The organism is Vagococcus fluvialis, from assembly GCF_003337315.1.
GTDB classification, from domain to species: Bacteria; Bacillota; Bacilli; order Lactobacillales; family Vagococcaceae; genus Vagococcus; species Vagococcus fluvialis.
In genome coordinates this window covers 71,944-97,896 of the sequence record NZ_QPJV01000009.1, presented here as the reverse complement: position 1 = coordinate 97,896, position 25,953 = coordinate 71,944, and the positions used below count along the sequence as shown (strand labels likewise).

Genomic DNA, 25,953 nt, shown 5'->3' with positions numbered 1-25,953 from the left:
ATTCTAGATGACGACGGAATAAGTCATCCAAATCACCCTTATTGATTAGTGTTTCCATAATTTCTGTAGTAAAATTAGTCATGAGAAAGTCCTCCTATAAAATTTCGGTTGTGGTAACTTTAATTTTACAGAATGGACTTTCTTTTTATCTACCTAAAATTTCTATTTACACAAAATATTTTACGCTATCGTTTCGTTTATCCCTTATATAATATAATAACCTAATTTTATTCATAAGTAACGAAAATATTATTTAACAAGAGTTAAGAATTCTTCACCTTCAATGACTTCTTGTTGATTTAAATCAAGAACATCTAGATAATCATTTGAGTTTGTGACAACAATTGGTGTTACAACAGGCTTCTTAGCTTTTCTAATAGCTTCGATATCAAATTTAACTAATAAATCCCCTGCTTTTACAACATCATCTTGTTTAACAAATTTTTCAAATCCTTCTCCATTTAACTCAACTGTATCCATACCAATATGCATTAAAATTTCAGCACCACTATCTGTTGTTAAACCAACAGCATGACCTGTCGGGAAAATAGTTGTAATAACACCATTAGCTGGAGCTCTTAATTCACCAATTGCTGGTTCAATAGCAATTCCTTTGCCTAAAGCACCTGAAGCAAAAACTTCATCTGGAACTTCTGTCATTGGAACAATTTTACCTGTTAAAGGAGATTTTAATGTTTCTCTACTTTTTGATTCTGAAGTTGTTTTAGGAGTTTCTACTTCTCCTGCTTCTTTGTCAAAACCTAATACTAGAGTTAACACAAATGCAATGACAAATGACACTAAAGTACCGATGATTCCCATTACAACACTTGATTCAACGCCATCAATATTACTAATAAATCCTGGAATACTTAATAAACTGATTAAACCACCTGTAAACATTTTAACACCGGCTCCACCAATGATAGCACCACCTACTGCTCCACCAATACAAGCTGCATAAAATGGTTTTTTAAGTGGTAATGTTACACCATAAACGGTTGGTTCTGTAATTCCGAAAATAGCAGTTAATGTCCCTGAAATAGCCAGTGCTTTTCTTTTTTCTGATTTCGTTTTAATAGCAACTGCTAAAGCAGCGCCTGCTTGAGCAATAACTGCTCCAAGTAACATAGCTGTCATTGTGTCATAACCATTTGTTGTTAAGTTTACTAAAGCAATTGGAATGAATCCCCAATGCATACCAAACATAACAAATACTTGCCATAAACCACCCATTACAGCACCAGCAACAATTGGACTAAAGCCAAAGATTGCACTATAACCTTTACCAAGAACAGCACCAATGATTGTTCCTATTGGTCCTATGGCAACAAAGGCTAAAGGCACCATTACTAAAACAGTAATTAATGGAACTAAAATAATTTGTAAGAAACCTGGTGAGATTTTTTTAGCAAATTTTTCTACATATGTTTGAATCCAAACAGCAATAATAATTGGGATAACAGTTTGCATATAGCCTGTTGGTCCAATAATAACTGGAATACCAAAGAAATCTAAGCCTGATTGAGCACCTGCAATTGCTGTAATAGCTGGATATAATAGTGCTCCAGAAACAGCTAATGCAATAAATGGATCTGCTTTAAATTTCTTAGCTGCTGTAAAGGCAATCGCAAAGGGTAAGAATTGCATGAACCCATCAGAAGCAGCAAAAAGAATTTGGTACGTACCTGATTGATCAGATAGAAGACCAGTTACAACTAATAATGTTAATAACCCTTTTAAAACCCCAACACCAGCTAAAGCTCCTAAGAAAGGTGTAAAAATACCTGAAATAATATCAATAAACTGATTAAAAATGTTTCCCTTAGGACCTGTTTCTTCTGATGATGCTCCTCCTAAACCTGATTGTTCAAGAAGTTCAGCGTAAACATCTTTTACATGACTTCCAATAACAACTTGATACTGACCGCCACTTTGAACTACTTGAATCACACCTGGATGATTTTTTATTTCTTCTGTTTTCGCAACACTTTCATCCTTTAATTTAAAGCGTAATCTTGTAGCACAATGAACCACACTATTAACATTTTTCTTTCCTCCAACTAGCTCTAATACATCTTTAGCTAGTTCTTGATTTGCTTGTTTTGGCATCATATTTCCTCCTTAATTTGTTTGAATTCACTTTTAGAACAACAAAAAAACCTAAACTGAGAGAAATATATAAAATCCGCCCACAAAAATTGCGTTTGTTTTATATATCTTCTTTCAATTTAGGTTTTGCCTGCCGAACAGTCACAATCCTTAAATGTCTAAATGGATAATAACATGTTTATTTCTTTATGTAAACACTTACTTAAAATTTATTCTGTGAAATAACACAAAACATCTTCTATATTGTTCACCAATAGATAAAAAATAAGGCTATGCTATTAGCTTTTTAAGCTATTAGCATAACCTTAATTTTTATTCAGAAAAAGATTGACCAGGAACAAAACTTGTATAAATTAAATCGTTTGTGGTCTCTTCATTGTTAATTAACTGCATTAATTTTTCAACTGCTACCATACCCCATCTTTTTTTAGAAAAACTGATAGAGGCAATAGTAGGCGAAATAATGTTGCCATAATAAGCATTATCAAATCCTATAATATTAACATCTTTACCAATTTCAAGCTCTGTTCTCTTAAAAAAATCATACATTCCTATAACCATCTCATCATTGAAACTAAAGATTGAAATAGGTTTAGTAGTCATTCTTAAATAGATTGATTCAGCAATCTTACGACCTGATTTAGCATCAAAATCTCCATGATGTACTGTATACTTCTTGCCATATCTTTTTAGTTCATTTTCTGCTGCCTCTAAACGTCTCACACTATCAAATGAATTTTCAGGACCTGTCACTAAATGAATTGCAGTAGCTGGCTGTTCCATCATTTTTTCAACAGCAAGAGTTGCTCCACCAACGTTATCAAGTAGGACATGACATAGGTTTTTGCCTTCTACTTCTCGGTCAAGTGTCACTAACTTATAACCTGCTTCACCGTACTTTTGAATCTCTTCAGTTTCAAAAGTCCAATCAAGAATGATAACTCCATCAACCATTCTCTCAGGAATAAATAAGTGTGATCTTTTACCACTACAAACAATCATCTCATAATCATAAGACTGTAACCCATGCTTAATACCATCTAATAATTCCCCGTAAAAACTTCCCAAATAATCAGATAAGTAAACGCCAATAATTTTTGTTTCACGTCTTTTTAAGGCTTTTGCTGCCATATTAGGAACATAATTCATTTCATTGGCAATTTTTTCGATCCTTTGTCTTGTTTCTTCTGTTACTTTGTCACTTCCATTTAATGCGTATGAAACGGTTGAGATAGACACACCTGCTTTTTTAGCAATATCTCGAATTCCAACCATCTTACACCTCTCCAATAAATAATTCTACGTCATTAATCCCTTCCGTTGTTGTCATTTCGTAGAATGTCTCTAATGGTATAGACACACCTTCTAAACGGTAGCGATTTTGTTTTTGACTAATTACAACTAGTTTACCATTAATCTTCACTTCATCAACAGATTGATTTAGATTATATGTTATTTTTAGTAAACGGTCATTAAGTTTATACGTTAGAGATAGGCCGTCTAACTCAATTGGTAATACTGGATCAATGGTTAATTGGTCTAAATTTTTTCGTATACCTAAAACATTACTAATTAACTGATTAATATAGATACCTGGCCCACTTGAATAGATTCTCCAGCCACCTTTAACTTGTCTTTCTTTTATTTTTAATTCGTTAAAGTTATCTTGAGCATCATATCGTGTTTTAAAATCACCATCTGAACTACTAAAATAAGCATTGGCTTGCCGTAAACTACTGTTTGATACAACTTGATTAATGCCAATAGGACTAATTTTTTCTAGATTACTCCATGTTTCTTCTGGTTTCCCAATTTTAGCCATTGCCTCAACGTAGCGAATATGAGCATGAATGTAGGCTAAACCTACTTCTCTTCCTAAGTTAGCAGCCTGTTCCGCACGTTTAAAAATTTGGCTTACACCACCTGCGTAATTTGCTGGACGATTCATTAAACGAACAGCATCTGGAAATTTCAAATGCTCGTCAATAATTTCAACATGTTTTGCGACTTCTTCTTGATCGATTAATTCTGAAATCATACTGCGAGTCATTGGTAGTAATCTATAATCGATACCAGTTTTTTTATCTTTTGGATGAATCATTAACTCAGGCTTATTTCCTTCTCCCATAAATAAGAAGCCAGGAATCACCTCATCACTTAACATATATTTATGGAAATCATGGTAAACACCTTCATAAATCTTTTTGCTTCTATTTGAGAAATCTTCATTATATTCAGTTATCACTTCTGAAAATAGTTTAACTGTTTGATACGTTAATGCCACAGTCCAGCTACTTGCCATATTTTTCTTAAGGGATTGGTTTGCTGGTTGCAGCGTATCATCCCAATCCCCATCTCCGTAACAAGAAAGATACGTACCCTCTAAAAAGTTATCTTCAATGTAGCTAATTTGTTTGTCGATATGTTGTAACAGTGTTTCTTTCGTTGCTGTTTGTTTAAAGCTTTCACGACTTGAATAAGGTAATTTTTCTTCTAAGATTGAATAATCTTTAGTCATCGCTAAATAATCACTAACTACTTTTAATGGCCAAACAATAATATCTCCATGACTTTCATCAGCTTTAATTTCTTCAAATTTATCAAACATAAACCACTGCGGCCAGTTACCATCATCATCAAATTGATTCGCATAAATTGTTAAAATAATTGAACGAACAATTTCTGGTTTATTCATAGCAAAGAAATATTCTACTGGTCCTTGGCAGACATCTCGTGTTCCCCAAGCAGCCCCTCCGTATTGCTCTAATCCATGAGGTGATAAATAGTGAACTAACATATTATGTGTATACCATTTAACGAGTACATTCATTTTATCTATACGCTCTTGTTTCTTATGGGCTAACGAGAATTCATTACTTAAGTCAGCAATATAGCTATTATAAGAAGAAGCGGCTTGACCAATTAAGGTGTCTTCTTTTTGATATTGTTTTTGTGACAATGTTCCTTGGATAGTTAAGGATACCTTAGAAGAGTCCACAACTTTAAGTAACAATAAATTTTCATCTGTTGTCATTTTAAATAACTCTTTGGCTGATAATAAATCAAAATTTTGTTCTAACTCTAAATAATATCTTAATTCAGGATATTTCGAGTAAATTGCTGATTCACCTGTTGGCTCAAAACTCAATAAATTATTTGTTTGACTCATTTTATAATGCTGATTATTTTCACTATCATTCATTACTAAATCAAAACTAACTAACCAATCGTAATGACGGTTACTTTGGCTAACAACATCTAATTTAATACTTCTTGATTTGCCAACTGTGTAGCTTGTAACAACAATTAAATCATCTGCTGTTTTATAATACCAAGTAGCAAAATTGAATCCTAATTTAAAAGCTGAAGGTAAACCTAAACGAACCCACTCACCTTTATTTTTAATAAACAAACGTTGTCCTGATTTTTTCAATAAGTTTAAAGCATTTCTTGAATTACTGATAAATTTATTAACTGTTGTATTACCTAAAACAATTTGTGAGTTAAATAAACCATTCATATATAAAGTACTAGCCATTACTGGATTATCAATGGTGTCTTCCTCTCCACTAATAATAATATGACCATGAGAACGCTCCATTAAAAGTTCTTTCTCTTTTAAAACTACATGGTAATCCTCTTCATCAAAAAATGATAAAAGAACACCTTCTTCAGTAGACTCTTCCACTTTTCTACGGGGAAATAGTTCATTAATTTCTTCTTTTGTTAAAGTTAAACCAGCCAAATCTTCTCTTTCAGCTTTACTAGGAGCAACTTTTTCTACCGACTGAGTCAAAGCAGCTTTTTGTGTGTACTGCTCTTTAATTATTTCTAAATCAATTGCCATTTCAGTTACTGCTTCAGGATGACTTTCTTGATAAGAGGCATAAAAAATAACTTTTTTAGCTTCATTAGATAAGGTAATTAATTCTGACTGAATACCAGTATAAGCCATTTCATATTGATAAACTTGACTCTCTAGCTCTGAATGATTATCTAAATAATCTGTAAAACTATTGGTTTCATTTTTACTAAAAAATTGATAACCATCTGTTGAAAAATGACGGTTCTTAGTTAAACTTCCTTGTTGTAAGTAAGGAAATACTGAGTCTTGTGGCATATTTTGTCTTGAACAAATCACATGTCCTGTATCTGAAGTGTAAGTAGAATGATCGACATATTGAGAATTATAAGCTTCATTTGTTAAAACAACACCGCGATTTGCTAAACCTAAATCTTGGCCATAAATAACATCAACTAATTCTCCATTACCAATTAATGAAATTTCCCAAAACCAAGTGTCTGATTCTGTTAATGAGAAATCCACTTGATAAGAAACACCTTCAACAACACCATTAAACTGAACACCATTTTCAAAATACTCAACATTAGAGGTTGATTTTTTCCCAATTAATGGATATGTTTTGATTCCAGATTCTCGGTAAATTCTTAAAAATAAATTGTTTAAACTACCATCAAATTCATTTGCTACAAATTGATTTAAAATAACATTTCCTGCTATTATTTCTTTCACGTCTCCATGAGGTAAAAACGTAAATGACACGTTTTTACCTGTATATAATTTTGTACTCATTAAATTCACGACCTTATCCAAGAGTTAATTTTTTGCTAAATACTAATTCACGACTGTTTGGTCCAACCATTAAATCAAACTCACCAGCATCAACTGACCAAGAAAGGTCTTGATGAACATATGCTAATTTTTTAGTTTCTAACATAATTGTTACTTGTTTTGTTTCATTTGCTTGTAAGACAACTTGCTCAAAGCCTTTTAGTTCTTTAAGTGGGCGAGCAGTTTCTGCAACTAAATCACGTACATATAATTGAACTGTTTCTGTTACAGGTCTAGTAGATTTATTAGTTAACGTAACAATCACTTCTATTGTGTCATCGATTTTTCCATTATCCTTGCTCAATGTCATATCATCATAAGATACTTCACTATATGATAAACCGTAACCAAATGGGTATTTAGCATAATTCGATACATCTAAATATTTAGATACATATTTTTCATCAGGAGCTGATTCATAAGGTCGACCTGTATTTTCTGTATTGTAATAAACTGGTACTTGTCCGACACTTTCAGGGAATGACATGCTCAAACGTCCACTAGGATTTACATCACCAAACAGAATATTAGCAATCGCATTCCCACCTTCTGTTCCTGGGAACCACGCTTCAAGAACTGCATCAGCCTCATTAATAGCATTTAAATCAAGAGGACGACCATTGATTAAAACGACAACTAATTTTTTAGCAACTTTTCTAACTTCATTAAATAAATCAATTTGACTTTGAGGTAGTTTAATATCACTTCGACTAGCTGCTTCACCACTCATCCAATCAGCCTCACCTAAAGCTAAAACAACAATATCATTTTCTGTTGCTAGTTGTTTAGCATCAGCTAAATTTGCTTCAGAGTTTTCAAATAGCTCATAATTTTCTGTTGAAACTGTAACGTGTGCTCCTTTTGCTGATAATCCTTCAGCAATAGTTATAACCTCGTCAAATTTACCTTGCCATGACCAAGCACCCATTAAATCACCTGTTGTTGCTTTAGGTCCAAATACAGCAATTTTCTCTTGTTTACTGAGTGGTAAAACACCATTATTTTCTAATAGAACCATAGATTTTTCTGCAATTTTTCTTGCTGATTCACGGTGACCATCTGATAAAATAACTTCTTTCTCTTTCTCAACATCAGCTCCGCGATAAGGGTTTTCAAATAAACCTAAATCATTTTTTAATTCTAAAATTCTTAAAACAGACTCATCTAACAAATCCATATAACGAGCATCTTCTTCAACTAATTCTAAAAGATGTTTGTCGTAACAAGTCGTCATCATCTCAATATCAACACCAGCTTCAATAGCTAATCTAGCTGCATCTTTTTCATTAGCAGCTACCCCGTGATTAATCATTTCTTTAATAGCTGCCCAATCTGAAATAACTGGTCCAGTAAATTTAAATTCATCTCTTAAAACATCTCTGAATAATTTTTTGTTACCACTAGCAGGCACACCCTCAATTGTATTAAAGGCAGTCATTACTAATTTAGCTCCCGCTTCAATAGCCGCATGATAACTTGGTAAATATTTTTCACGTAAAGTTGTTTCTGAAACATCGACAGTATTATAATCACGACCACCAATTGCTCCACCGTAAGCTGCAAAATGTTTAACACAAGCTGCCACTTTTGTCATATCTTCTTTTAAATTATCTCCTTGATAACCATGAACCATGGCACGAGCAAACTCACTATTCAAGTATGGATCTTCTCCTGTTGACTCTAAAACACGTCCCCATCTTGGATCACGTACTAAATCAAGCATTGGAGAAAATGTTAAGTGAAGTCCTGAAACTGAAGACTCTAGAGCTGAAACAGAAGCCATTTCTTCAACAGCCTCTTTACTCCAAGTACATCCTAAGGCTAGTGGGATTGGAAAGATTGTTCTAAATCCATGGATGATATCAGCCATTAAAATAGTTGGCAAATTGTGTGGGTTATTTTCTATGTAGTGTTTTTGAATGTCAATGGCTTTTTGAGCACCAGATACGCCTAAAATACTACCAGCGTTATCAATTGTTGTTTCATTAATATCTAAGTTTTCCATTGGACCGGTACGATCTTCAGCATTATCTGTATAAAAATCAGCTGCAAGTTGTAATAGTTGATCCACTTTTTCTTTTGGTGACATTTTTTCAATAATTGCTAATAATTCAGTTTGTTTCATGAGTAAATTCTCCCTTACTGGTTTAAATTTTAAATATTAAATGTTGCTACAACTGGAAAGTGATCTGACGGAAATTTTCTATCACATGAATCTGTTAATACACCGTACTTCACACTTTTAATTTCTTTGAAAAGAATATAGTCAATTTGTTCCAGTTCACTCCAAGGAATATCGTAGTTAAAATCTTGAAATGTTCCTTTTGGTCCATAGACAAAAACGATTTTCTCATCTTCTGGATAGCTAAATTGTTTTTTTAATTCATCATGTAAGATTTCAGAAGGTTCAGCATTAAAGTCTCCTAATAGAATAGTCTGATACTTATCTATTTTATCTGCTAATTCTTTAATTAAAACCGCCATGCCTTCTTTTCTAGCTACATCTGAAATATGATCTAAATGAGTATTAATAATTAAAATCTCTTTATTCGATATTTTTTCTTTTAAAATCATCCAAAGAGCTATTCGTTTACACCCTGCTTCTGGATGAATGCTTGGCTCATAAGGTGTTTTAGATAACCAAAAATAGCCTTTATCTAAAAGATCAAACACTTCAGGTTTAAAATAAATCCCTAATCCTTCACCTAAACTGTCCCCTTCTCTTTCTTTGGTATAACTCATATATCCTTCTAAAGTAGACAGATCCTCAACTTGATTAGGTCTAATTTCTTGAACGCCAAAAACATCCCAGTTATGATAATTAATTAAATTAATCACTTCTTGTTTTCGGTAATTCCACGACCAATTACTATCTACCTCTGTATCTACTCGCACATTGTACGTAGCAATTTGTAACTCTCTCATTTTGTTTCACCATCTATTTCTCTTAACAAATATGTTAATATTTTTTCAATATGTTTAAATCCTCCGCCACCATGACCTGGTGCTTTATAAATATCTAATTCTTTTGGAGCAGTTATCCTTTTATAGGATTCAAAAAAATCTTCTTTAGGACAAATCGGATCGGCTTCTCCAACAGATACTAAAAGGGGATTTTCAATTTCACTAACAAAATTTTTAATATCAAAATAAGCTAAACATTCTTCAACTAATACTTGTTTATCAGGCTTCTCTTTTAAAAAATCATGAATTCCTTTATACGATCCTGTTCCTTTTTCAACGCGATGAGTTAGATGGCTATGGCTAGGGACATCATAAAAACCATATCTTATTTTGTGAGGTGTTAAGCTATTTGCAAATAATCCAATACCTCCACCTTGACTTGTTCCATGAATAAAGACGTGATTTTTATCCACTAAAGGCAGCTCTTGGGAGACATCAATTAATCTTAAAGCATCCCAATAAAGCCTTCTTAAATAGAAATCATTCTTTTCTAAAAAACCACAAGCCATTAATCTCTCTTCGTGATGAGTGCTGTAAGGATGACTATCTTTTGTTCTTCCACCTTGACCTCTTGAATCTGTGACAAGAACGCCACACCCTGCATTTAACCACTGAGTAAATTGTAGAGGGGATTCTAAATGATTCATGTAACCTATAAAATCAATAACTAAAGGATAATTAGTTTTTCCTTTAGGCTCAATTAACCATCCATAAATTGTTTCTTGATAAAGACTTCGATAACTAACTTCATAAACCCTCATTAACTGACTTGGAAATTCAATTTCTTTTCGTTCGATTTCTAAAGGTATCTCTTTAGATAGCTCTAACTGATGTAGCCAATAAGATTTATATTTATCCATTAATCATTCCACCTTTACGTACTAATTGAAGTTGTAAATAAAAAATAAGAGAAACACCTAATAGAAAAATAAAAATAATTGAGTATTTTAAGCAAAGATAGGCTACTGCTACTAGAACAATAAAACTTGCTATTGCATAAGGTATTTTCAATGTTACAAAAGCGAAGGTTTGACTAATAGCCTCTCTTAAAGCTAAATTCTTTAAGGTATACACAAAAGGAAAGACAACTAAAGTAAGCAAAAAGAAAGAAAAAACAATCATCAATAAGGTGCTTAATAGAGGAATAAATTTTAAACTTACATAAATCAGACTAGCTGGAACAAACCAGCCAACTAATTCCACACTAAATAAAATCATGCCTTTTTTTATATTCTGTTTAAAATGAGTCGTAAAAACCTTATAAGCTGCCAACGTACCATCTGACTTTAATTCATTTAAAGAACTAATTAATGCCATTATCGAAACACCTAATGTAAACACTGGAACAATCGAAATAATAAATAGTAAATTAAGGATAATTAGGTTTGCTAACTTCGAGAACACTCTAAAGTACCAACCATCTATTGATAATATATTTTTCATAATATGATAAAAGGTGGGAAAGCTTAGACTTTCCCACCTCTCCTTTCTAGTCTTTTAGGCCTAACTTTTCTTTGTTTTCTTTCATTTTTTCAGTTTTGGCTTTATAAACATCTTCTGCATTATTTTTCTCTGCAAAATCAGTATATTCTTGGTATGTTTTTTCAAATTGATCATCCGATTTAGCACGGATTAAAGAAATCACTGCTGTATCAAATTTAGTTTTCATTGCTTCTTCTGAACGAGCTTCTTTAGTACCAGCTTCTGGAGCAGTATTCTCAATAATGAAATGAGGAACTAATTTACCTTTACCCCAAGCTTGTAATTGTGTTACTGAACTATCTTCTGGTTGTTTTAATAGATTCATACGGTCATTGTTAAAAAAGTTAAATGCTGATAAACCATATTTTTTACGGTATTCTTCTGGGTTAGTTTTTTCTAACTCACGAACTTCTGGTAAAATTTCAACTTTTTTATCATCGTTGAATTTATATGTTTCACCTTCAACACCAAATTTAGTTAACATTTGACCTTCTTCAGAAATTAAATAAGTGAATAATTGAGTAGCTTTAGCTGGATCTTTAGCACTTTTTGAAATGTGGTTGACTAACCAACCAGAGATACCTGTTTGATTTAACATAATTTCACGACCACTTGTACTTTGAGGTCCATCAATAGCGATGTATTGAGAGCCTGAGTTATTTTTAAAGTCTTGAAATTCTCCTACAGACCCATTAAATCCTGCTGAAAAGACAACTGCATACTGACCATTTTTAAGTTTCCCTTTATAAGTATCACCATCATCAGTAAAGCTATCATCATTAATATTGCCATCTTGATAAACATTGTTAATTGTTTTTAACCATTCTTTGTATTCTGGATCTAGGTTACGATCATTGAAGCTACCTTCTTTAGTTTCTAAAGGTACCCCAATAAAGTCTTGTAAAATTCTTTGGAAGGCATAGCTATCATCTTTCACAGGACCAAAACCAAATGGTGTTAATTCTGGGAATTCTTTTTTAATATCATTCATCACTTTTTGGAAATCTTCAGGCGTACTAATTGAAGGTTTTCCTAATTTGTTATAAACATCTTCACGAATAACAAAAGCATCGTTTGCTGGAATGACGTTATTATCATAATCTTTTTGAGTGTTAGAGTAGTTTGGATAACCATAAGTTTTTCCATCTGATAAAGCAAACCAGTTAAAGGTATCTTCTGTCACTACTTTATTTAAATAGGGATCGTATTTATCAGCTAATTCATTTAATGAATATGCCCACTTATCAGCTTTATTTCCAGCAGGTGTGTCTTTTTGCATTAATGTCACAATGTCAGGCATGTCACCACTTGAAATGAGTGCATTTAACTTAGCATCATCACCAGTAATATATTTCACATCAATATTTAAATCTTCTTTGATTTTTTTAGTTGTTGCATCCTCTCCGAAAGGTGCCATTTTCCAATCCGCATTGATGTACCAAGTTAATTCAGTTACTTCTTCTTTTTTATCTAATTTCCAAGCCGGTGTATTTTCATCTAATTCATAACGATCTTTAATACTGAAATCTTTTCCAGCATCTTTCTTATCTCCACCACATGCTACTAACCCTACTGCTAATCCTGCTGTTAAAAGACCTAAAGCTACTTTTTTCATTTTATATTTTTCACCTTTCTTTTTTAAGATTATTCTTTTACGGCTCCCGCCATCATGCCACCAATAAAATGTTTTTGTAACAATGGATAAATTAAGATAATTGGCAACGTCGTAATAACAATTGTTGCCAACTGAATCCCTTTTGTACTAGCTTCAATGACAACATCTGTACTACCACTATTAGCCATTGAATTCATATTCGATTGAACGATAATCTCATATATCTTCATTTGAAGAGGATATAGTTTTTCATTCGTTACATATAATTTAGTTGTCATAAAGTCATTCCACTGAGCAACACCATTAAATAAAAGGATTGTTGCTAGAGCTGGTTTTGATAAAGGAACGTAGATTTTACTAAAAATAGTAAATTCACTGGCTCCATCAATCTTGGCCGACTCCTCAAGTGAAACTGGCACATCTCTAAAGAAGTTCATTAAAATTACTACATCATAGTAACTAAATAGGGCTGGAATAATATAAACCCAGAATGAGTCAAGCAAACCTAGAGATTTAATTAATAGGTAGGTAGGAATCATTCCACCACTAAAATACATTGTAATAACACCCATCATCGTATAAATACTTCGTCCCATTAAATTCGTCTTACTTAATGCGTAAGCCACCATAGAACAAAAGGCAACGTGAGTAAATGCTCCAATAACTGTTTTAAGTACTGAGATTAAAAGAGCTCTGGGAATACTCTCATCAGACAACACTTTACGATAATTCTCTAAAGTGAAGTCTTGAGGAATTAAAACCATTCCTGAAGTCCCAACACCAGAATTGCCACTAACTGAAGAAACTAAAATATTCCAAATTGGAATGACAATAATTAAAGCAAACAAGACAAGTAGCGTTGTATTGATGATATTAAAAATTCTATTTTCTTTTTGCACAAATCTAACCTCCACTTTTTTAAAGAATCACTGATCGACCATTATTCATTTTTTTAGTTACTTGGTTAGTAATTAAAAGTAAAATGATTGAAATAACGGATACACCTAAACCAACTGCTGTTGCATAAGAGAAGTCACCTTGTGTAATCCCCATACGATAAACAAATGAATTAATAACTTCTGATTTGTTTTGGTTTTGCGTATTCATTAAGACTAACGTTTGATCTAAGTTAGATCCTAAAATACCGCTTACAGCCAAAATTAAGTTCAATGAAATAATTGGCGTTAATAAAGGTAAAGTGATTTTTCTGATTTGTGTTAACTTAGTCGCTCCATCCATTCGGGCAGCTTCATAAAAAGTTGGATCGATTTTAGACATTCCTGCTAAATAAAGAATCGTTCCCCAACCAACTTCTTTCCATAAATCCGAGAATACCGCAATCCACCAATATCTATCTGCTTCTAACAAGTGATTGACCCCAGTATCCATAACACCTAATGACATTAATACTTGATTTAAGAATCCTGAAGTTGAGAGCCAACTGATTAACATTCCACCTAGGACAATCCAAGAAAAGAAATGGGGAATGTATGAAATCGTTTGTATCGTTTTTTTGAGTTTTCCATCTTTCATCTCAAAAATCATAATAGCTAAAGCAATCGGTATAAAAAATCCTAAAGCAAGTTTTAATAAACTGATAGCCAATGTGTTTCTTACTGCTTCCCAGAAAAAAGCGTCTTCAAAAATAATTTTAAAATTTTCTAAACCTACCCAATCTGCCGATGAAATACTATCAACTACTGTATAATTTTTAAAAGCGATGATTATACCATAGATAGGAATATAGTTAAAAACAATCATAAAAGCAATTCCTGGAAGTACCATCCATTGCAATTGCCATTGAGATAAAAAGCGATGAAACTTTGATTTCGTCAAAGTGAAGCCTCCTTCCAAATTCGGTGAAACGTTTCGACAATCAGATGATACCACATAAAAAAACCGTTTACAATATAGTTTTTATAAGTTTTTTCAACTTAAACTATCGAACCGTTTCAATTTTAAGCTAAAAAACCCTCTATTAAAGGTTTTTTAGTGCTTAATTAAATGACTCTTATTACTTTTTAAAAAACTTTTAAAGTGAACAATTATTTTAGAAATCAAACTATTTAATCTTATCTAGACTATTTTTCTATTCCAATATAAAAAGCTTAAATATAAATTTGCTTCATATCTAAACTTTTATTTAACATAACTATATTTACAAAGTAAAAGTTGCAACAACTGGGAAATGATCAGATGGAAATTTTCTATTACAAGAATCTGTTAACACACCATATTTCTTTACAGTAAGTCCTCTGAATAAAATAAAGTCAATTTCTTCTAATTCTTCCCAAGAAGCATTATAGTTGAATTCTTGGAATGTCCCTATTGGACCATAATTAATCATTTCCTTTTTGTCTCTTGGATAAATAAAATGATTAGCCAACTCTTGATGAAAACTTTCTTTTCTATCTGCATTAAAGTCTCCAAAAATAATTGTTTTATATTCACTAATTTTTTCTGACATTATTTCTAATAAGACAGCCATTCCTTCTTGTCTAGCAGTTTCTGAAATATGATCTAGGTGTGTGTTTATTATTAAAATTTCTTGTTGGGACTGCTTATCTTTTAACACACCCCATAAAGCAATCCTTTTACAACCTGCTTCTGGATGAATACTTGGTACCTCTGGAGTTTCCGAAAGCCAAAAATAACCATGCTCTAAGCAATCAAATAAATTTTTTTTATAATAAATACCTAACCCCTCACCCTGATTATCGCCTTCACGTTCTTTTGAAAAACTAGCATATCCCTCCAAAACTTCAAAATCTTCAACTTGATGTGGTCTTGCTTCTTGAACACCAAAAATATCCCACTCATGATATTTTATTAATTGAATAACATGTTTTTTTCTATTCTCCCATGACCAATTACCATCTTCTTCAGTATCTAAACGAATATTGTAAGTTGCGATTTGTAATCCTTTCATTAAAATCACCATCTACTTTCTCAATTAATTATCATTCATCAATCGAAAAAATATTACCATAATAAAAAAACGCCTACAATGGAGTATATTATCTTACTTAATTTTTTAAAGCAAGATAATACAAAAAAAGGCCGATCCAAAATCAGCCTTTTTTTATTATAAGTTTATTTCTTGTCCAACTTGTTTTATTTTAGCTCGACGAACAATTTGATCGGCAACAAATACATCAAGTACTGCAGATCCAACTGTTTTAAAAATTGTAATTTCTTCTTGTGAACTTCTACCTTCAATATTACCTAAAACAAGTTCACCTAATTCACCTTTATAATGATCTTTTGTTAAGTAACCTGATTCAATAGGTTGAATGAAATCACCAGCTTCTTGCATCACGCCATCATTTGTATCAAAAATAACTGTTTTAGCTTTTTTGATAATCTCTTGTGGTATTTCACACATCTCAGGAGTGTAAGCTCCTACACCATTAATATGAGCGCCTTCTTTTACCCAATCAGCTTGGAAAGTCGGTTGTTTAGATGTTGTTACACTTGTAATAACATCTGCTCCCTCAACACATTCCTTAGCTATTTGACAAGGTATCATTTTAACTTTATAAATAGTTTCCATCTCTTTTGCAAAGCCTGTTGCTCTTTCAAAATCAATATCAAAAATTCTAATTTCTTCTAAATTTCTAGCTGTTAACATTGCCCATAATTGGCATTCAGCTTGTCCACCTGTTCCGATTAGAGCACCAATTTTAGCATCTTCACGGGCAAGTAATTCAGTAGCAGCACCTTGAACAGCACCAGTTCTAAGCTGAGTTAAATAAGTTCCATCTAAAATTGCTGATACCATACCTGTTTCTGCATCTAAAGTAACCATTGTAGCAGGTACACTTGGAATATTTTTTTTGATGTTATTTGGATACACTGAAACAATTTTTACACCTAAGGCTTCATCTTTTCCTTCAACATATGCCGGCATATATAAACTTTGACCTTCTTGTTTTGGTACATTGATATTTGTTCTTAAAGGAACACTGGCTTTATTTTCAGAATATAATTTTAAAGCTTCGTTACAAGCATCTATTGCCTCTCTCATTGAAAAACTATCCATAATATGATTTTTAGATAAAAATAACATAAATACTCTCCCTCTCTCGACTAAGCAGCTTGTCTCATTTTTTTGATTTCAGCACTTAACATAGTGTATGAACTATATAATAAAACAAAAATTACTAACCATTTTAATAAGTATGTATCTAATGATTTAACAAAGAATACCGCCACTAATACACCTAAAACTCCAAATGTTGCAGCAAAGAAAGTAATCTTTCTACTATATTCATCTAATTTAATAAATTGAACACTTCCAACTGGTACTGAGAATGTACATGCTCCCATCATAATTGGGAAAGCTGCAATTGGATCCATCCCTAAAAGATAAACAGTTACCATCGTTAATGCATAAGAACCAATACCAATATTGTTTAAAGCACCATATAAAAATAGTAAAGCTGCTGCTAAAACTAATTTAAATCCGTAAAGCTCAGTGGCTGTTCCATTTGATGGAATCCAATTAACTTGCCCTGCAAAAATTAAAAATGCGGCAATAATTAATCCAACCCCAACAAATTTTTTAATTGTCGCTTCTGGTAACTTAACAACAAACTTAGGCCCAACATAGGCTCCAATGACTTGAGCTACAATACAAACTGATAGTGTTTTGATTCCAACATCAACGGAAGAAATATATGATAATGCCATAGCTGCTACTGGAATAACACATTGTGTATTTAACGTTCCTGGTAATTTTTTCATAGAAGTCCAACCTAGTTTAGGATACAGTACAGTACCTATAGCAAAATCGGAAATCCCAAAAGCTGATAAGAAAAACATAATAAATGACGTAAAAGGTAGGAAGCGGACATCTCCTTTTTCAGCTTTAAACTCTTCTTTATGGCTTAATAAATCTTTCACAAATACAAATAAAAAATAACCATTTACAATAATAATTAACCCTAATAATATTTTTGTGACCATTGTCTAGTCCTCCTTATAAATTAAGCGTATCTTCTCAAACTCTTTCCCATATACTTTTTGAAGTGTATCAGGATTTTCTTGAATGATTTTTAATGTATAAGCATCGTGTTTAACATATTCTTTTGACAAACTAACCATTGCTCGGTTTTGTGTCCAAGTGACATCAATCGTCTGATTCAACTCATCCATTGTTCCAAAAACAACTTCACTCTCATCTGCAACAATGTTAATCCATCTAGAACCAAAATCTTTTAATTTCTCTTCTTCAAAACCGTGAATGTAATAATTAGATAATGGAATATCATAATGATGCTTATTGCTAAATAAAATTAATACGAACCTGTCAACTTTTTTTTCTGCTTGTTGTAATAATTCAACTAAGTCTTTAGATAAATCATCTTCCCAAATCTGGATTAACAAGCTTTTTTTTGCATGGCCTATTAGATGTTCTATTTTATCCATGACATTAGCATAACTCTCTAACTTCCATAAAAGCTCTTCTTCTTCTTGAACTTTTATATTTCCTAGCTGATTTTCTAAAACATTTAAATCTTGCTTAACACTTTTTTCCAATCTCTCTAAAAATTCTTCAGCTGAGATGGCATAATAAAGTTTAGGTTCTGATTTATTAACGACAACCAAATTCTTTTTGATTAGTTTTTCTAAAACGTTATAAACTTTAGAGCGAGCAACACCAGATTGTTTGCTAACTTCATAACCTGTCATAACTCCTTTTTCTAAAAGTGTTGTATAAACAAGTGTTTCCATTTCAGAAAAATCATATTTCTTCATTATTTGTACTATCGTTTCCATTTTTTTCAATCCCCTAATTAATTAGTAGCTACTACAGTAACTACTATAACTCTGAAAACGATTTTTTTCAAGCGATTGTGATATATTTTACAATTAAAACACCTTTAAAAACAAGTTTGACAAACAAATAAATAAAAAATAGTGATTAAAAGCACATAAAAAAAGAGAGCACATAAGCTGTACTCTCTTTTAGATAAATCAATCTAATAATCTTTTTTGTCCATCTAATTGTTGAATTTGTGTGATATCTTGAGTTACTTCTAAACACCCTAGATAATTATTAGCTTCATCTCTTAATACAAAATAACGAATGTAAATTTTTCTAGGTCCTAAGTCTATCCAAAATTCAGCTGTTGTTTTTTCTCCAGATTTAAAATCTTTTAAAATTTGTTCAACAATGTGCATACTTTTAGGTGGATGACAATTCACTACTTCACGGCCTATAACTGATGTAGTTCTTGGAAAAACTCTTTCTGGTCCTTCTGAGAAGAAACGAACTTTATCCTGGGCATCTACTAAAGTTAAATCGACTGGTAAAACTTCAAAAATAGCTTTTAATTCATTAATGTTTAGTCGACCTGTAGGAAGCTCTACAAACATTGTTTTTTCTTTTGTTTCTGCTTCTTGATTTATACTCATCTTTTGAGCGTCACTAAAAGCAATAGATTCTTTAATTGCTGCTAGTCTTCTAGGCTCATTCTCTAAACTTTTTTCTTTTGCTTCTTTACTAGCTTTATAAATAAGAGGATTTGGAATAAAAGCAAAACCAATATCAAAGCTATCATGAGCAATTTGCTCCCAATCTTCAATACTAAAGACTTCTAGCACCATTGGCACCATAATTTCTTCTTCTTTAAAAATCATTTCTTCAATATTTTCAATCATCGATAATAATGGTTCACGTAATTGATTAATAATAAAATCCGGATTCGAAAATCCCTTAATCATTAATTTAATTTCATCTCTTATATCATCATCTACTCCCCACATAACTTGTGGTGGAGCAGTAATACCATATTTTTCCATGTAAGAAAAAATTAATACTTCTTTTCTTTGATAATGTTTATCAATCTGGTATAAATCTTTTAAGACATTAACAATACGTTCTTGAAGATTTAACTCTCCCTTAGCAAGTCTTTCAAACAGAGGTTGTAATTCATCAGTTAATAAAGAACGAATCACTATATTTTCTAACTTTAAGGTATGAACTGGGTGTCCTGGAACTTCATGTTCGTAATTAGAATGATGAATATCTTTAATAGAACCTTTAAAAACTGCTGCATGTACAGTACATAATTTTTGAATTTCTGATGGATCTAATCCATTTGCAATTAATTCTCTTTCAGCTGAAGTTATTTCACTTACATCAACGTCGCTAAATGATTCATCAAACATTTTTTTTGCCTCTTCAAAATTGCCACCTTCATGAAGTAAACTTAAAATTTCAATCAACTTCTTTTGTCTATCTAAGGCTCTTTCATTACTCATTATTTGTCTCCTCCTTAAATACAAAACCATGTTCATTAAATAAAATTTCAACCTTTTCCCAAGGGATTTTTTTAAATTGAGCTCCCTTTTGAATAGTCATCTTTTTCCCAGCTGTTCTAAGCATTAAAGGATTCTCAACTCCATTTAAACCTAAATCTATTAGCAATTCCCTTATTTCCGGATAAATCTCGATCATTTGAAAAACAGTCATGTCAGTAGTTATTTCTTTCATCTTTCAACCTCCATTGATAACGATTCTCATTTCGTTTGAATCATAACATGTTTATTCATTAATTTCAATGTGTGGTTTATCACAAATATAACACAAAATAAAAAAGGAATCTACGAAGATTCCTTTTACTTTATAACATAACTGTAACTGTTGCTGCTATTATTATTAGTGCTAAACCTATCAAAGTCATTGTCATCTCTTTTTTCGTTCTCTTTTGTCCTAAGAACCAAATACCAGTTAACGTTGCTAAAACAACTGATGTTTGAGAGAGAATAAATCCTGTAGCTAAACCATTCATATCTGGTTGAGCAGAGATTAAATAAGTTAGTGCTGCAAATGCAAAGAAAAATCCTGAAAAGATATGTTTATATGAAACAACTTCAATAAAAGCAGATTTTTCTTTTGTTTTAACTGATAATACTAAACTGTAAATAACTGCTACTAATACCATACCTATTGCTTGAGGTAAGAAAGCTTCCTGACCTGTTAAACTAGTTGCTTGAGGTGCTGCTGAATATCCCCAATAACCAATCTCACCAATTGCTAACATAATAACTGCTTTTTTTAGTACTGACGTATTTTCATCTGATTTTTCTTCAGTCCAAACGGTTAAGCTTGCTCCAACAATAATTAAAATTAATGCTAGTCCACCAAATACTTTAGCACTGACTCCTGGCCAATTTCCAAGTGCAATGACTCCCCACAAAGAAGCACCAAGTAATTGAAATGCTGTTGTAACTGGCATTGCTTTTGATGAGCCAATCAAACCAAAACAGTAAAAAGTAATAATTTGAGCTGACGCCCAACCAATTCCAGATAAAATACCTAGTAACAAATCAGTGCCAGTAGCTAAACTAATTCCTTGACTAACAGAAAAAATAATCGCAAAAATTAACGTTCCTAAAGTAGACCCTAAAATTTGGTTAACAGGTTTTCCACCTATCTTTGAAGCAATCGTTGGATATAATCCCCAACCAAGTAAAGGCCCTAACCCAATTAGTAATGCTGTTGTATTCATAAGCTATTCTCCTATTAATTTTATTTTAAAAAACAACGCCACTTTCCAATAGAATATTGGCATAGGGGGACATTTCTCCAGTTCTAATAAATGCATGACAATTATTTAACTCTGATTTCATCTTACTATGTGGAATAAATTCAATAGGCGTATTTGGTAAACGATTTTCAATTTCTTCTAATACTTTTGGATTCATTTCTTTAATTTCTTCTGCTAAATATACTTTTTGAACTTCTAATTCTTCTAATACGTTATTTAGTACCTCCATAAAACTTGGAATACCATTATCAATAGCTAAGTCAATTTTTTCAATTGTCATTGGAACTGGCATTCCAGCATCTCCAATACTCAACTTGTCAAAATGTCCCATTTGAGAAATAACGCGTGAAATATCTGAATTAATTACTTTTGATTTTTTCATTATTAATTATCCTTTCTTAAATCAATTCATTTTTGTAGGGAATCGAAGGCTGTGCACCGAATCTTTGAACCGTTAAAGATGATGCTTTATTACCGTAAGTAATAGCTTCTTCGATATTACTAAAATCTGATTTTAAAACCGTACTTAATGCTCCAATAAATGTATCCCCGGCAGCAGTTGTATCGACTGCTTTTACTTTAAAAGCGGGAATAATGCCACTCTTACCATTAACATCATAAAAAGCACCTTTACTACCGATTGTTATGATTACTGCCTCAATGCCTAATCCATGTAAGTTCTCTGCCGCTTTTTTTAAACTATCTTCATCAGTAATTTTAATACCTGTTAAGATTTCTGTTTCTGTTTCATTTGGAATAATCATATCTGTAACTGATAATAATTCGATTGGCATGTCATTAATTGCAGGAGCAGGATTTAATATTGTTTTTACCTTTTTATCTCGAGCAATATTAAACGCTTCCACTGTACTGTCCATAGCACTCTCAAACTGCGAAATAATAAAGTCACTCTTAGCAATTGTTTCAGTTGATTCTTTTACTTGTTCTGGAGTAAAACTGTTGTTAGCTCCTGAGAAGATCATAATGCTATTTTCACCTGCATCATCGACTGTAATAAACGCTTGCCCTGTTGATTGGTTGTCTAATGTACTTACACCATTAATATCAATATCCTCATGAGTCATTAATTCTTTCATCATCATACCTGCACCATCATTTCCAACAGCGCCAATAAAATATGTGTCAGCTCCTGAACGTTTGGCCGCAACTGCTTGGTTGGCACCTTTTCCACCACCAGCAGTAAAATGCTCTTTAGCATGTAATGTTTCACCAGGCTTAGGCATTTGGTTTACTCTAAGAGTAGTATCTAGATTGATACTTCCAACAACTGTAATCGTATTCATTTATAGTCCCTCCAGTTTTTTATAAATTAAAACGTTTTATTAAAACGTTTTAATAACTTGACCAAAATATAACACATGTTGAAAGCAATTTCAAGCATGTGTCGTTGAAAACCTTTTTATTATATTTACCGGTAGTTTTTTATTATGCCATTCCTCAGTTGGTTCATTAATTCTTTTAAGTAACATTTCAGCAGTTTGTTGGCCAAGTTCATAAATTGGTTGAGCTATTGTTGTCAGTGTTGGTGAAACATATTCACACATATCCACATTATCGTAACCAATAATACTATAATCTTCTGGAATTTTTTTATCTAGTTCTTTTAAGCCGTAATAAAGTCCAAAAGCTAGCTCATCGTTTAATGCAAATATTCCTGTTGCTTTTGTTTCCACTAATCGAGGAACTATTTTTTTCCCACCCTCTTTAGAAAGTGACGTTTCTAAAATAGTAACATTTTCAGAATAGATTGACTGGAATCCTTTTAATCTATTTTGAATATTAACTGTCATTTTACTTGGAACAACCACTACAACTTCTTTATGTCCTAATTCTTTTAAGTGTTCACCTGCTAATTTTCCGCCATTAAAGTCGTCCGTACCAATAGTATCACTCTCATCTTCAAAACTCTTTTGATCTAAAATAATAAAGGGATGCTTCTTTTTTCTTAAAAGTTTATCAATCGCTTCTGTACTAATTGCCGAACTAGCGATAATAAATCCATCAACGCCTCTTCGACTCAATTCCTCAAGAGCAATACTTTCTTTCGTATCATCTCTGTCTACATTACATAGCATCGTAATGAAATTTTCTTTGTACAAAACGTCCTCAATTCCCTTAACCAATGTGGAGAAAAAAGGATTGGTAATATCTGGTACCATGACTCCAATTGTTTTACTTTCTTTCATTACCATACGACGAGCAAAGTAATCAGCTTCATAATTCATTTCATCTTTTATTTTTTGTACTTTATCTATTGTTTTAGGGCTAAAATTTTTAGTATTTCCATTCAAAATTTGAGAGACTGTAGCAATAGAAACTCCTGAAGCTTTAGCTACGTCTTTAATCGTTACTTTCTTTCCCATTCTTCTCACCTTAATTTAGTTATTTTTATTGTAACTAACTGACATGTAACATTATACTATGAAACGATTGTTAATGTCCCTTTATTTAACAGCACAAGCTTTAAATTTACTGTGTTATAATTAATTCATAAATTATTAGACTGCCTGTTAATTTATAAAGGAGGAGTAAACATGAAAATCTATGATATTTTAGGCGTTAGTCCTAATGCTTCCATTGATGAAATCAGACAAGCATATCAACAAAAACTCAAGCAAATTGATATGTCTAAAAATATTAATGAATATCAAGATCTTAGAGAAGCTTATAATCTTGCCTTAAAACAAATTAGAACCAATGAAACTATACCTGAAGAATTCATCTCAACTTCACAAAATAATAGTTTTATTACTGAAGAAGAAATAAAGATAGATGAGTCACCTGAACCTGGAGAAAAAGAATCTGTTGTTCCTGTTTCAGTTGAACTAAAAGTGACTGAAATAGCCCAAGAAACTCAAGGAAATTCTTTTGAAATTTCATTTGTGTCATTTTTAGATAAAAAGGAATTTTATACTAATTTTTCTAATTGGGAAAATTTACTACACCCTTTTATTCTAAATGGGCAGATTCCTTCTAACGTAAAACAACGTATAAAGCTTTTTTTACTAAAAAACTATATGCTTGTTGAGGATTCTCTTCGATTCAAATTATTAAAATTAATTAACCTGACTGAATCAGATTTTTCAGTCGCTGATGAAAAGAAAGTCTTTAAAGAAAAAATTTATACTAAGGATCATTTAGATTTATCTTTTTATTCTTATATTCCTAAAAGTGATCGCGATGATTATTTTATAAACCGCTATGAGCTTTATCAAGTAATACAAAAAGGCCAGCCGATTAATAGTATTGGGATTAATACTATTAATATTCTAAAAAAATCCGACTATGATGATGACGATCTAGCTTATTTATTGATTGTGTATGCTCTTCTAACTCCTAATTTTCTTCCAATAGAAGAGGTACGAAATAAGATGAACTCGATTCAAAAAGATATGTATTTACATGATCTTGAAGTTTTCAATAAATTTGTTGCCTTAATCGAAAACAATCAAGCTCCCATGGTTTCAAATATTGATATTATTGGATTAAGTTGGGTTTCCGATTCCGTTAAAGAAAAACTAATGAGTCGCTTAAAAGAAACCAGACGTAATCTACCAAAAGAAACCACTATTTATCAAGCTCCCATTACTAGACATACTAAAAAAAATCATCCTCAACCATTTAATGTTTGGAAAATGATTCTTTTATTTTTCTTAGGTATTACTTTTGTCTTTGGAATAATTAGTTTTATTAGTTCAGTTGGTAATAATCACGATCATTTAACTTACTTAGATGATTGGGATATTGAAGATGATGAGATGTTTAACGAAGAGTATGATGAGGTAAGCTACAAACAGGAAACTAGGACTTCAAATGTAAAACTAAATTATAATATTTATACAATGTTATTACATGATGATGTATTAGATACTGAATTTGTTGCTATTTCTGATAAGGCTAAAAATTCTCTTGAAGCTTTTAAAGAAAAAAATCAAGAGACATTTGATAATCTAGAAATTAATGATATGTTTCAAGATATTAATGAAACACATGAACTAACTGAATCTGAGACTGTGATTACATACTCAAGTTTTAAAAATGAAAATTTATTTTTGAAATCAACAACTAATCAATTAAATGAGATAATTAGCATTGAAGAAATACCAAAAGAAGATATGCCTCACAACAGAGAGCTAGGTAACTTAGATGCCACTTTATTTTTTAGTAATGATTTAATATCTTACTACGATGATTTGGATAATTACTTAATTGATTTAGAAAAGCTTTATAATACTTATCTAACAGATGAACTTTATGAAAAAATTACTCAAATTGATGAAGAACAATTTATGTATTTATCTGAATTTGGTTTTTCAAAACCTCATTTACTAGCTATTCCTAATAAGCAGGTTTTAGTTTTAACTAATTTCGATGATGAATTTCTATTTTTAGAATTAAATGATGAATTAAAAATTGAAACAATTTACCTTGATTTTTTCAACACTGTCCCTGAAGAATATGTTAATAAAGCTAACGAACTATCTAATTCTTTTGATACAGATAATCCTTGGGCCTACGAATTAGGCTTTAATTTATAAAAATAAACCCAATTAACCTTATGATAAAAT

The 25,953-nt window shown here is 31.7% G+C and carries 21 protein-coding genes; 1 reads left to right on the top strand and 20 read right to left on the bottom strand.

From position 1 onward, the window contains the following. Nucleotides 1-249: 249 nt before the first annotated feature. From DFR54_RS09700 to rbsR, 20 genes are all read right to left on the bottom strand, one after another. Nucleotides 250-2,112 (bottom strand): beta-glucoside-specific PTS transporter subunit IIABC, encoded by a 1,863-nt coding sequence (locus DFR54_RS09700; RefSeq protein ID WP_114290049.1) that lies wholly within the window; start codon nt 2,110-2,112, stop codon nt 250-252. A gap of 312 nt (nt 2,113-2,424) precedes the next feature. Beyond that, nucleotides 2,425-3,387, bottom strand: coding sequence for a LacI family DNA-binding transcriptional regulator (locus tag DFR54_RS09695; protein WP_114290048.1), 963 nt, complete (start codon nt 3,385-3,387; stop codon nt 2,425-2,427). A 1-nt stretch (nt 3,388) separates the two neighbouring features. Next, nucleotides 3,389-6,706, bottom strand: coding sequence for a GH36-type glycosyl hydrolase domain-containing protein (locus DFR54_RS09690; protein WP_114290047.1), 3,318 nt, complete (start codon nt 6,704-6,706; stop codon nt 3,389-3,391). Nucleotides 6,707-6,719: 13 nt separating this feature from the next. Beyond that, the gene (gene bglX / locus DFR54_RS09685) at nt 6,720-8,870 is read right to left on the bottom strand and encodes a beta-glucosidase BglX (RefSeq protein WP_114290046.1); all 2,151 of its coding nucleotides are present in this window, start codon (nt 8,868-8,870) and stop codon (nt 6,720-6,722) included. 29 nt (nt 8,871-8,899) lie between these two features. After that, a complete protein-coding gene (locus tag DFR54_RS09680) occupies nt 8,900-9,670 on the bottom strand; it encodes an endonuclease/exonuclease/phosphatase family protein (protein WP_114290045.1) in 771 nt (256 codons plus the stop codon). Further along, nucleotides 9,667-10,569: an acetylxylan esterase gene (locus tag DFR54_RS09675; protein ID WP_114290044.1), complete on the bottom strand. Its 903-nt coding sequence runs from the start codon at nt 10,567-10,569 to the stop codon at nt 9,667-9,669. The genes DFR54_RS09680 and DFR54_RS09675 overlap by 4 nt, the downstream gene beginning before the upstream one ends. Continuing rightward, on the bottom strand, nt 10,562-11,152 hold the full coding sequence (locus tag DFR54_RS09670) for a DUF624 domain-containing protein (protein ID WP_114290043.1): 591 nt from the start codon (nt 11,150-11,152) through the stop codon (nt 10,562-10,564). The genes DFR54_RS09675 and DFR54_RS09670 overlap by 8 nt, the downstream gene beginning before the upstream one ends. Before the next feature lie 46 nt (nt 11,153-11,198). Then, the gene (locus DFR54_RS09665) at nt 11,199-12,806 is read right to left on the bottom strand and encodes a type 2 periplasmic-binding domain-containing protein (protein WP_114290042.1); all 1,608 of its coding nucleotides are present in this window, start codon (nt 12,804-12,806) and stop codon (nt 11,199-11,201) included. 29 nt (nt 12,807-12,835) lie between these two features. Next, the gene (locus DFR54_RS09660) at nt 12,836-13,705 is read right to left on the bottom strand and encodes a carbohydrate ABC transporter permease (protein ID WP_114290041.1); all 870 of its coding nucleotides are present in this window, start codon (nt 13,703-13,705) and stop codon (nt 12,836-12,838) included. Nucleotides 13,706-13,724: 19 nt separating this feature from the next. Next, the gene (locus DFR54_RS09655) at nt 13,725-14,591 is read right to left on the bottom strand and encodes an ABC transporter permease (RefSeq protein ID WP_086342778.1); all 867 of its coding nucleotides are present in this window, start codon (nt 14,589-14,591) and stop codon (nt 13,725-13,727) included. A gap of 373 nt (nt 14,592-14,964) precedes the next feature. Further along, the gene (locus DFR54_RS09650; protein WP_114290040.1) at nt 14,965-15,735 is read right to left on the bottom strand and encodes an endonuclease/exonuclease/phosphatase family protein; all 771 of its coding nucleotides are present in this window, start codon (nt 15,733-15,735) and stop codon (nt 14,965-14,967) included. Between the two features lie 156 nt (nt 15,736-15,891). Next, nucleotides 15,892-16,875 carry an ornithine cyclodeaminase family protein gene (locus DFR54_RS09645; protein ID WP_114290039.1) on the bottom strand — a complete coding sequence of 328 codons (984 nt, stop codon included), beginning with the start codon at nt 16,873-16,875 and terminating at the stop codon, nt 15,892-15,894. 20 nt (nt 16,876-16,895) lie between these two features. Beyond that, on the bottom strand, nt 16,896-17,774 hold the full coding sequence (locus DFR54_RS09640) for a sulfite exporter TauE/SafE family protein (RefSeq protein ID WP_086342322.1): 879 nt from the start codon (nt 17,772-17,774) through the stop codon (nt 16,896-16,898). 3 nt (nt 17,775-17,777) lie between these two features. Continuing rightward, nucleotides 17,778-18,587: a TrmB family transcriptional regulator gene (locus DFR54_RS09635; RefSeq protein WP_114290038.1), complete on the bottom strand. Its 810-nt coding sequence runs from the start codon at nt 18,585-18,587 to the stop codon at nt 17,778-17,780. A gap of 198 nt (nt 18,588-18,785) precedes the next feature. Then, nucleotides 18,786-20,075, bottom strand: a complete 1,290-nt coding sequence (locus tag DFR54_RS09630; RefSeq protein ID WP_114290037.1) for a DUF438 domain-containing protein — start codon at nt 20,073-20,075, stop codon at nt 18,786-18,788. After that, nucleotides 20,068-20,307 carry a DUF1858 domain-containing protein gene (locus DFR54_RS09625; protein WP_114290036.1) on the bottom strand — a complete coding sequence of 80 codons (240 nt, stop codon included), beginning with the start codon at nt 20,305-20,307 and terminating at the stop codon, nt 20,068-20,070. Before DFR54_RS09625 ends, DFR54_RS09630 begins: the two co-directional genes overlap by 8 nt. 130 nt (nt 20,308-20,437) lie before the next feature. Next, complete coding sequence (gene rbsU / locus DFR54_RS09620; RefSeq protein WP_114290035.1) at nt 20,438-21,325, bottom strand: ribose/proton symporter RbsU; 888 nt, start codon at nt 21,323-21,325, stop codon at nt 20,438-20,440. A gap of 25 nt (nt 21,326-21,350) precedes the next feature. Continuing rightward, the gene (gene rbsD / locus DFR54_RS09615) at nt 21,351-21,746 is read right to left on the bottom strand and encodes a D-ribose pyranase (RefSeq protein WP_114290034.1); all 396 of its coding nucleotides are present in this window, start codon (nt 21,744-21,746) and stop codon (nt 21,351-21,353) included. Between the two features lie 16 nt (nt 21,747-21,762). Further along, complete coding sequence (gene rbsK, locus DFR54_RS09610; RefSeq protein WP_114290033.1) at nt 21,763-22,668, bottom strand: ribokinase; 906 nt, start codon at nt 22,666-22,668, stop codon at nt 21,763-21,765. Nucleotides 22,669-22,758: 90 nt separating this feature from the next. Beyond that, nucleotides 22,759-23,748 (bottom strand): ribose utilization transcriptional repressor RbsR, encoded by a 990-nt coding sequence (rbsR, locus tag DFR54_RS09605; protein WP_086342315.1) that lies wholly within the window; start codon nt 23,746-23,748, stop codon nt 22,759-22,761. 171 nt (nt 23,749-23,919) lie between these two features. On the opposite strand from rbsR, the gene DFR54_RS09600 reads away from it, so the two are divergent. Further along, the gene (locus tag DFR54_RS09600; RefSeq protein ID WP_114290032.1) at nt 23,920-25,923 is read left to right on the top strand and encodes a J domain-containing protein; all 2,004 of its coding nucleotides are present in this window, start codon (nt 23,920-23,922) and stop codon (nt 25,921-25,923) included. The last annotated feature ends 30 nt before the right edge of the window (nt 25,924-25,953 follow it).

What these genes read in the sequence shown, in the direction of transcription:
- DFR54_RS09700 (WP_114290049.1), bottom strand. Translation starts at nt 2,112, where the DNA reads ATGCCAAAACAAGCAAATCAAGAACTAGCTAAAGATGTATTAGAGCTA.
- DFR54_RS09695 (WP_114290048.1), bottom strand. Translation starts at nt 3,387, where the DNA reads ATGGTTGGAATTCGAGATATTGCTAAAAAAGCAGGTGTGTCTATCTCA.
- DFR54_RS09690 (WP_114290047.1), bottom strand. Translation starts at nt 6,706, where the DNA reads ATGAGTACAAAATTATATACAGGTAAAAACGTGTCATTTACGTTTTTA.
- bglX (WP_114290046.1), bottom strand. Translation starts at nt 8,870, where the DNA reads ATGAAACAAACTGAATTATTAGCAATTATTGAAAAAATGTCACCAAAA.
- DFR54_RS09680 (WP_114290045.1), bottom strand. Translation starts at nt 9,670, where the DNA reads ATGAGAGAGTTACAAATTGCTACGTACAATGTGCGAGTAGATACAGAG.
- DFR54_RS09675 (WP_114290044.1), bottom strand. Translation starts at nt 10,569, where the DNA reads ATGGATAAATATAAATCTTATTGGCTACATCAGTTAGAGCTATCTAAA.
- DFR54_RS09670 (WP_114290043.1), bottom strand. Translation starts at nt 11,152, where the DNA reads ATGAAAAATATATTATCAATAGATGGTTGGTACTTTAGAGTGTTCTCG.
- DFR54_RS09665 (WP_114290042.1), bottom strand. Translation starts at nt 12,806, where the DNA reads ATGAAAAAAGTAGCTTTAGGTCTTTTAACAGCAGGATTAGCAGTAGGG.
- DFR54_RS09655 (WP_086342778.1), bottom strand. Translation starts at nt 14,591, where the DNA reads ATGGTACTTCCAGGAATTGCTTTTATGATTGTTTTTAACTATATTCCT.
- DFR54_RS09650 (WP_114290040.1), bottom strand. Translation starts at nt 15,735, where the DNA reads ATGAAAGGATTACAAATCGCAACTTACAATATTCGTTTAGATACTGAA.
- DFR54_RS09645 (WP_114290039.1), bottom strand. Translation starts at nt 16,875, where the DNA reads ATGTTATTTTTATCTAAAAATCATATTATGGATAGTTTTTCAATGAGA.
- DFR54_RS09640 (WP_086342322.1), bottom strand. Translation starts at nt 17,774, where the DNA reads ATGGTCACAAAAATATTATTAGGGTTAATTATTATTGTAAATGGTTAT.
- DFR54_RS09635 (WP_114290038.1), bottom strand. Translation starts at nt 18,587, where the DNA reads ATGGAAACGATAGTACAAATAATGAAGAAATATGATTTTTCTGAAATG.
- DFR54_RS09630 (WP_114290037.1), bottom strand. Translation starts at nt 20,075, where the DNA reads ATGAGTAATGAAAGAGCCTTAGATAGACAAAAGAAGTTGATTGAAATT.
- DFR54_RS09625 (WP_114290036.1), bottom strand. Translation starts at nt 20,307, where the DNA reads ATGAAAGAAATAACTACTGACATGACTGTTTTTCAAATGATCGAGATT.
- rbsU (WP_114290035.1), bottom strand. Translation starts at nt 21,325, where the DNA reads ATGAATACAACAGCATTACTAATTGGGTTAGGGCCTTTACTTGGTTGG.
- rbsD (WP_114290034.1), bottom strand. Translation starts at nt 21,746, where the DNA reads ATGAAAAAATCAAAAGTAATTAATTCAGATATTTCACGCGTTATTTCT.
- rbsK (WP_114290033.1), bottom strand. Translation starts at nt 22,668, where the DNA reads ATGAATACGATTACAGTTGTTGGAAGTATCAATCTAGATACTACTCTT.
- rbsR (WP_086342315.1), bottom strand. Translation starts at nt 23,748, where the DNA reads ATGGGAAAGAAAGTAACGATTAAAGACGTAGCTAAAGCTTCAGGAGTT.
- DFR54_RS09600 (WP_114290032.1), top strand. Translation starts at nt 23,920, where the DNA reads ATGAAAATCTATGATATTTTAGGCGTTAGTCCTAATGCTTCCATTGAT.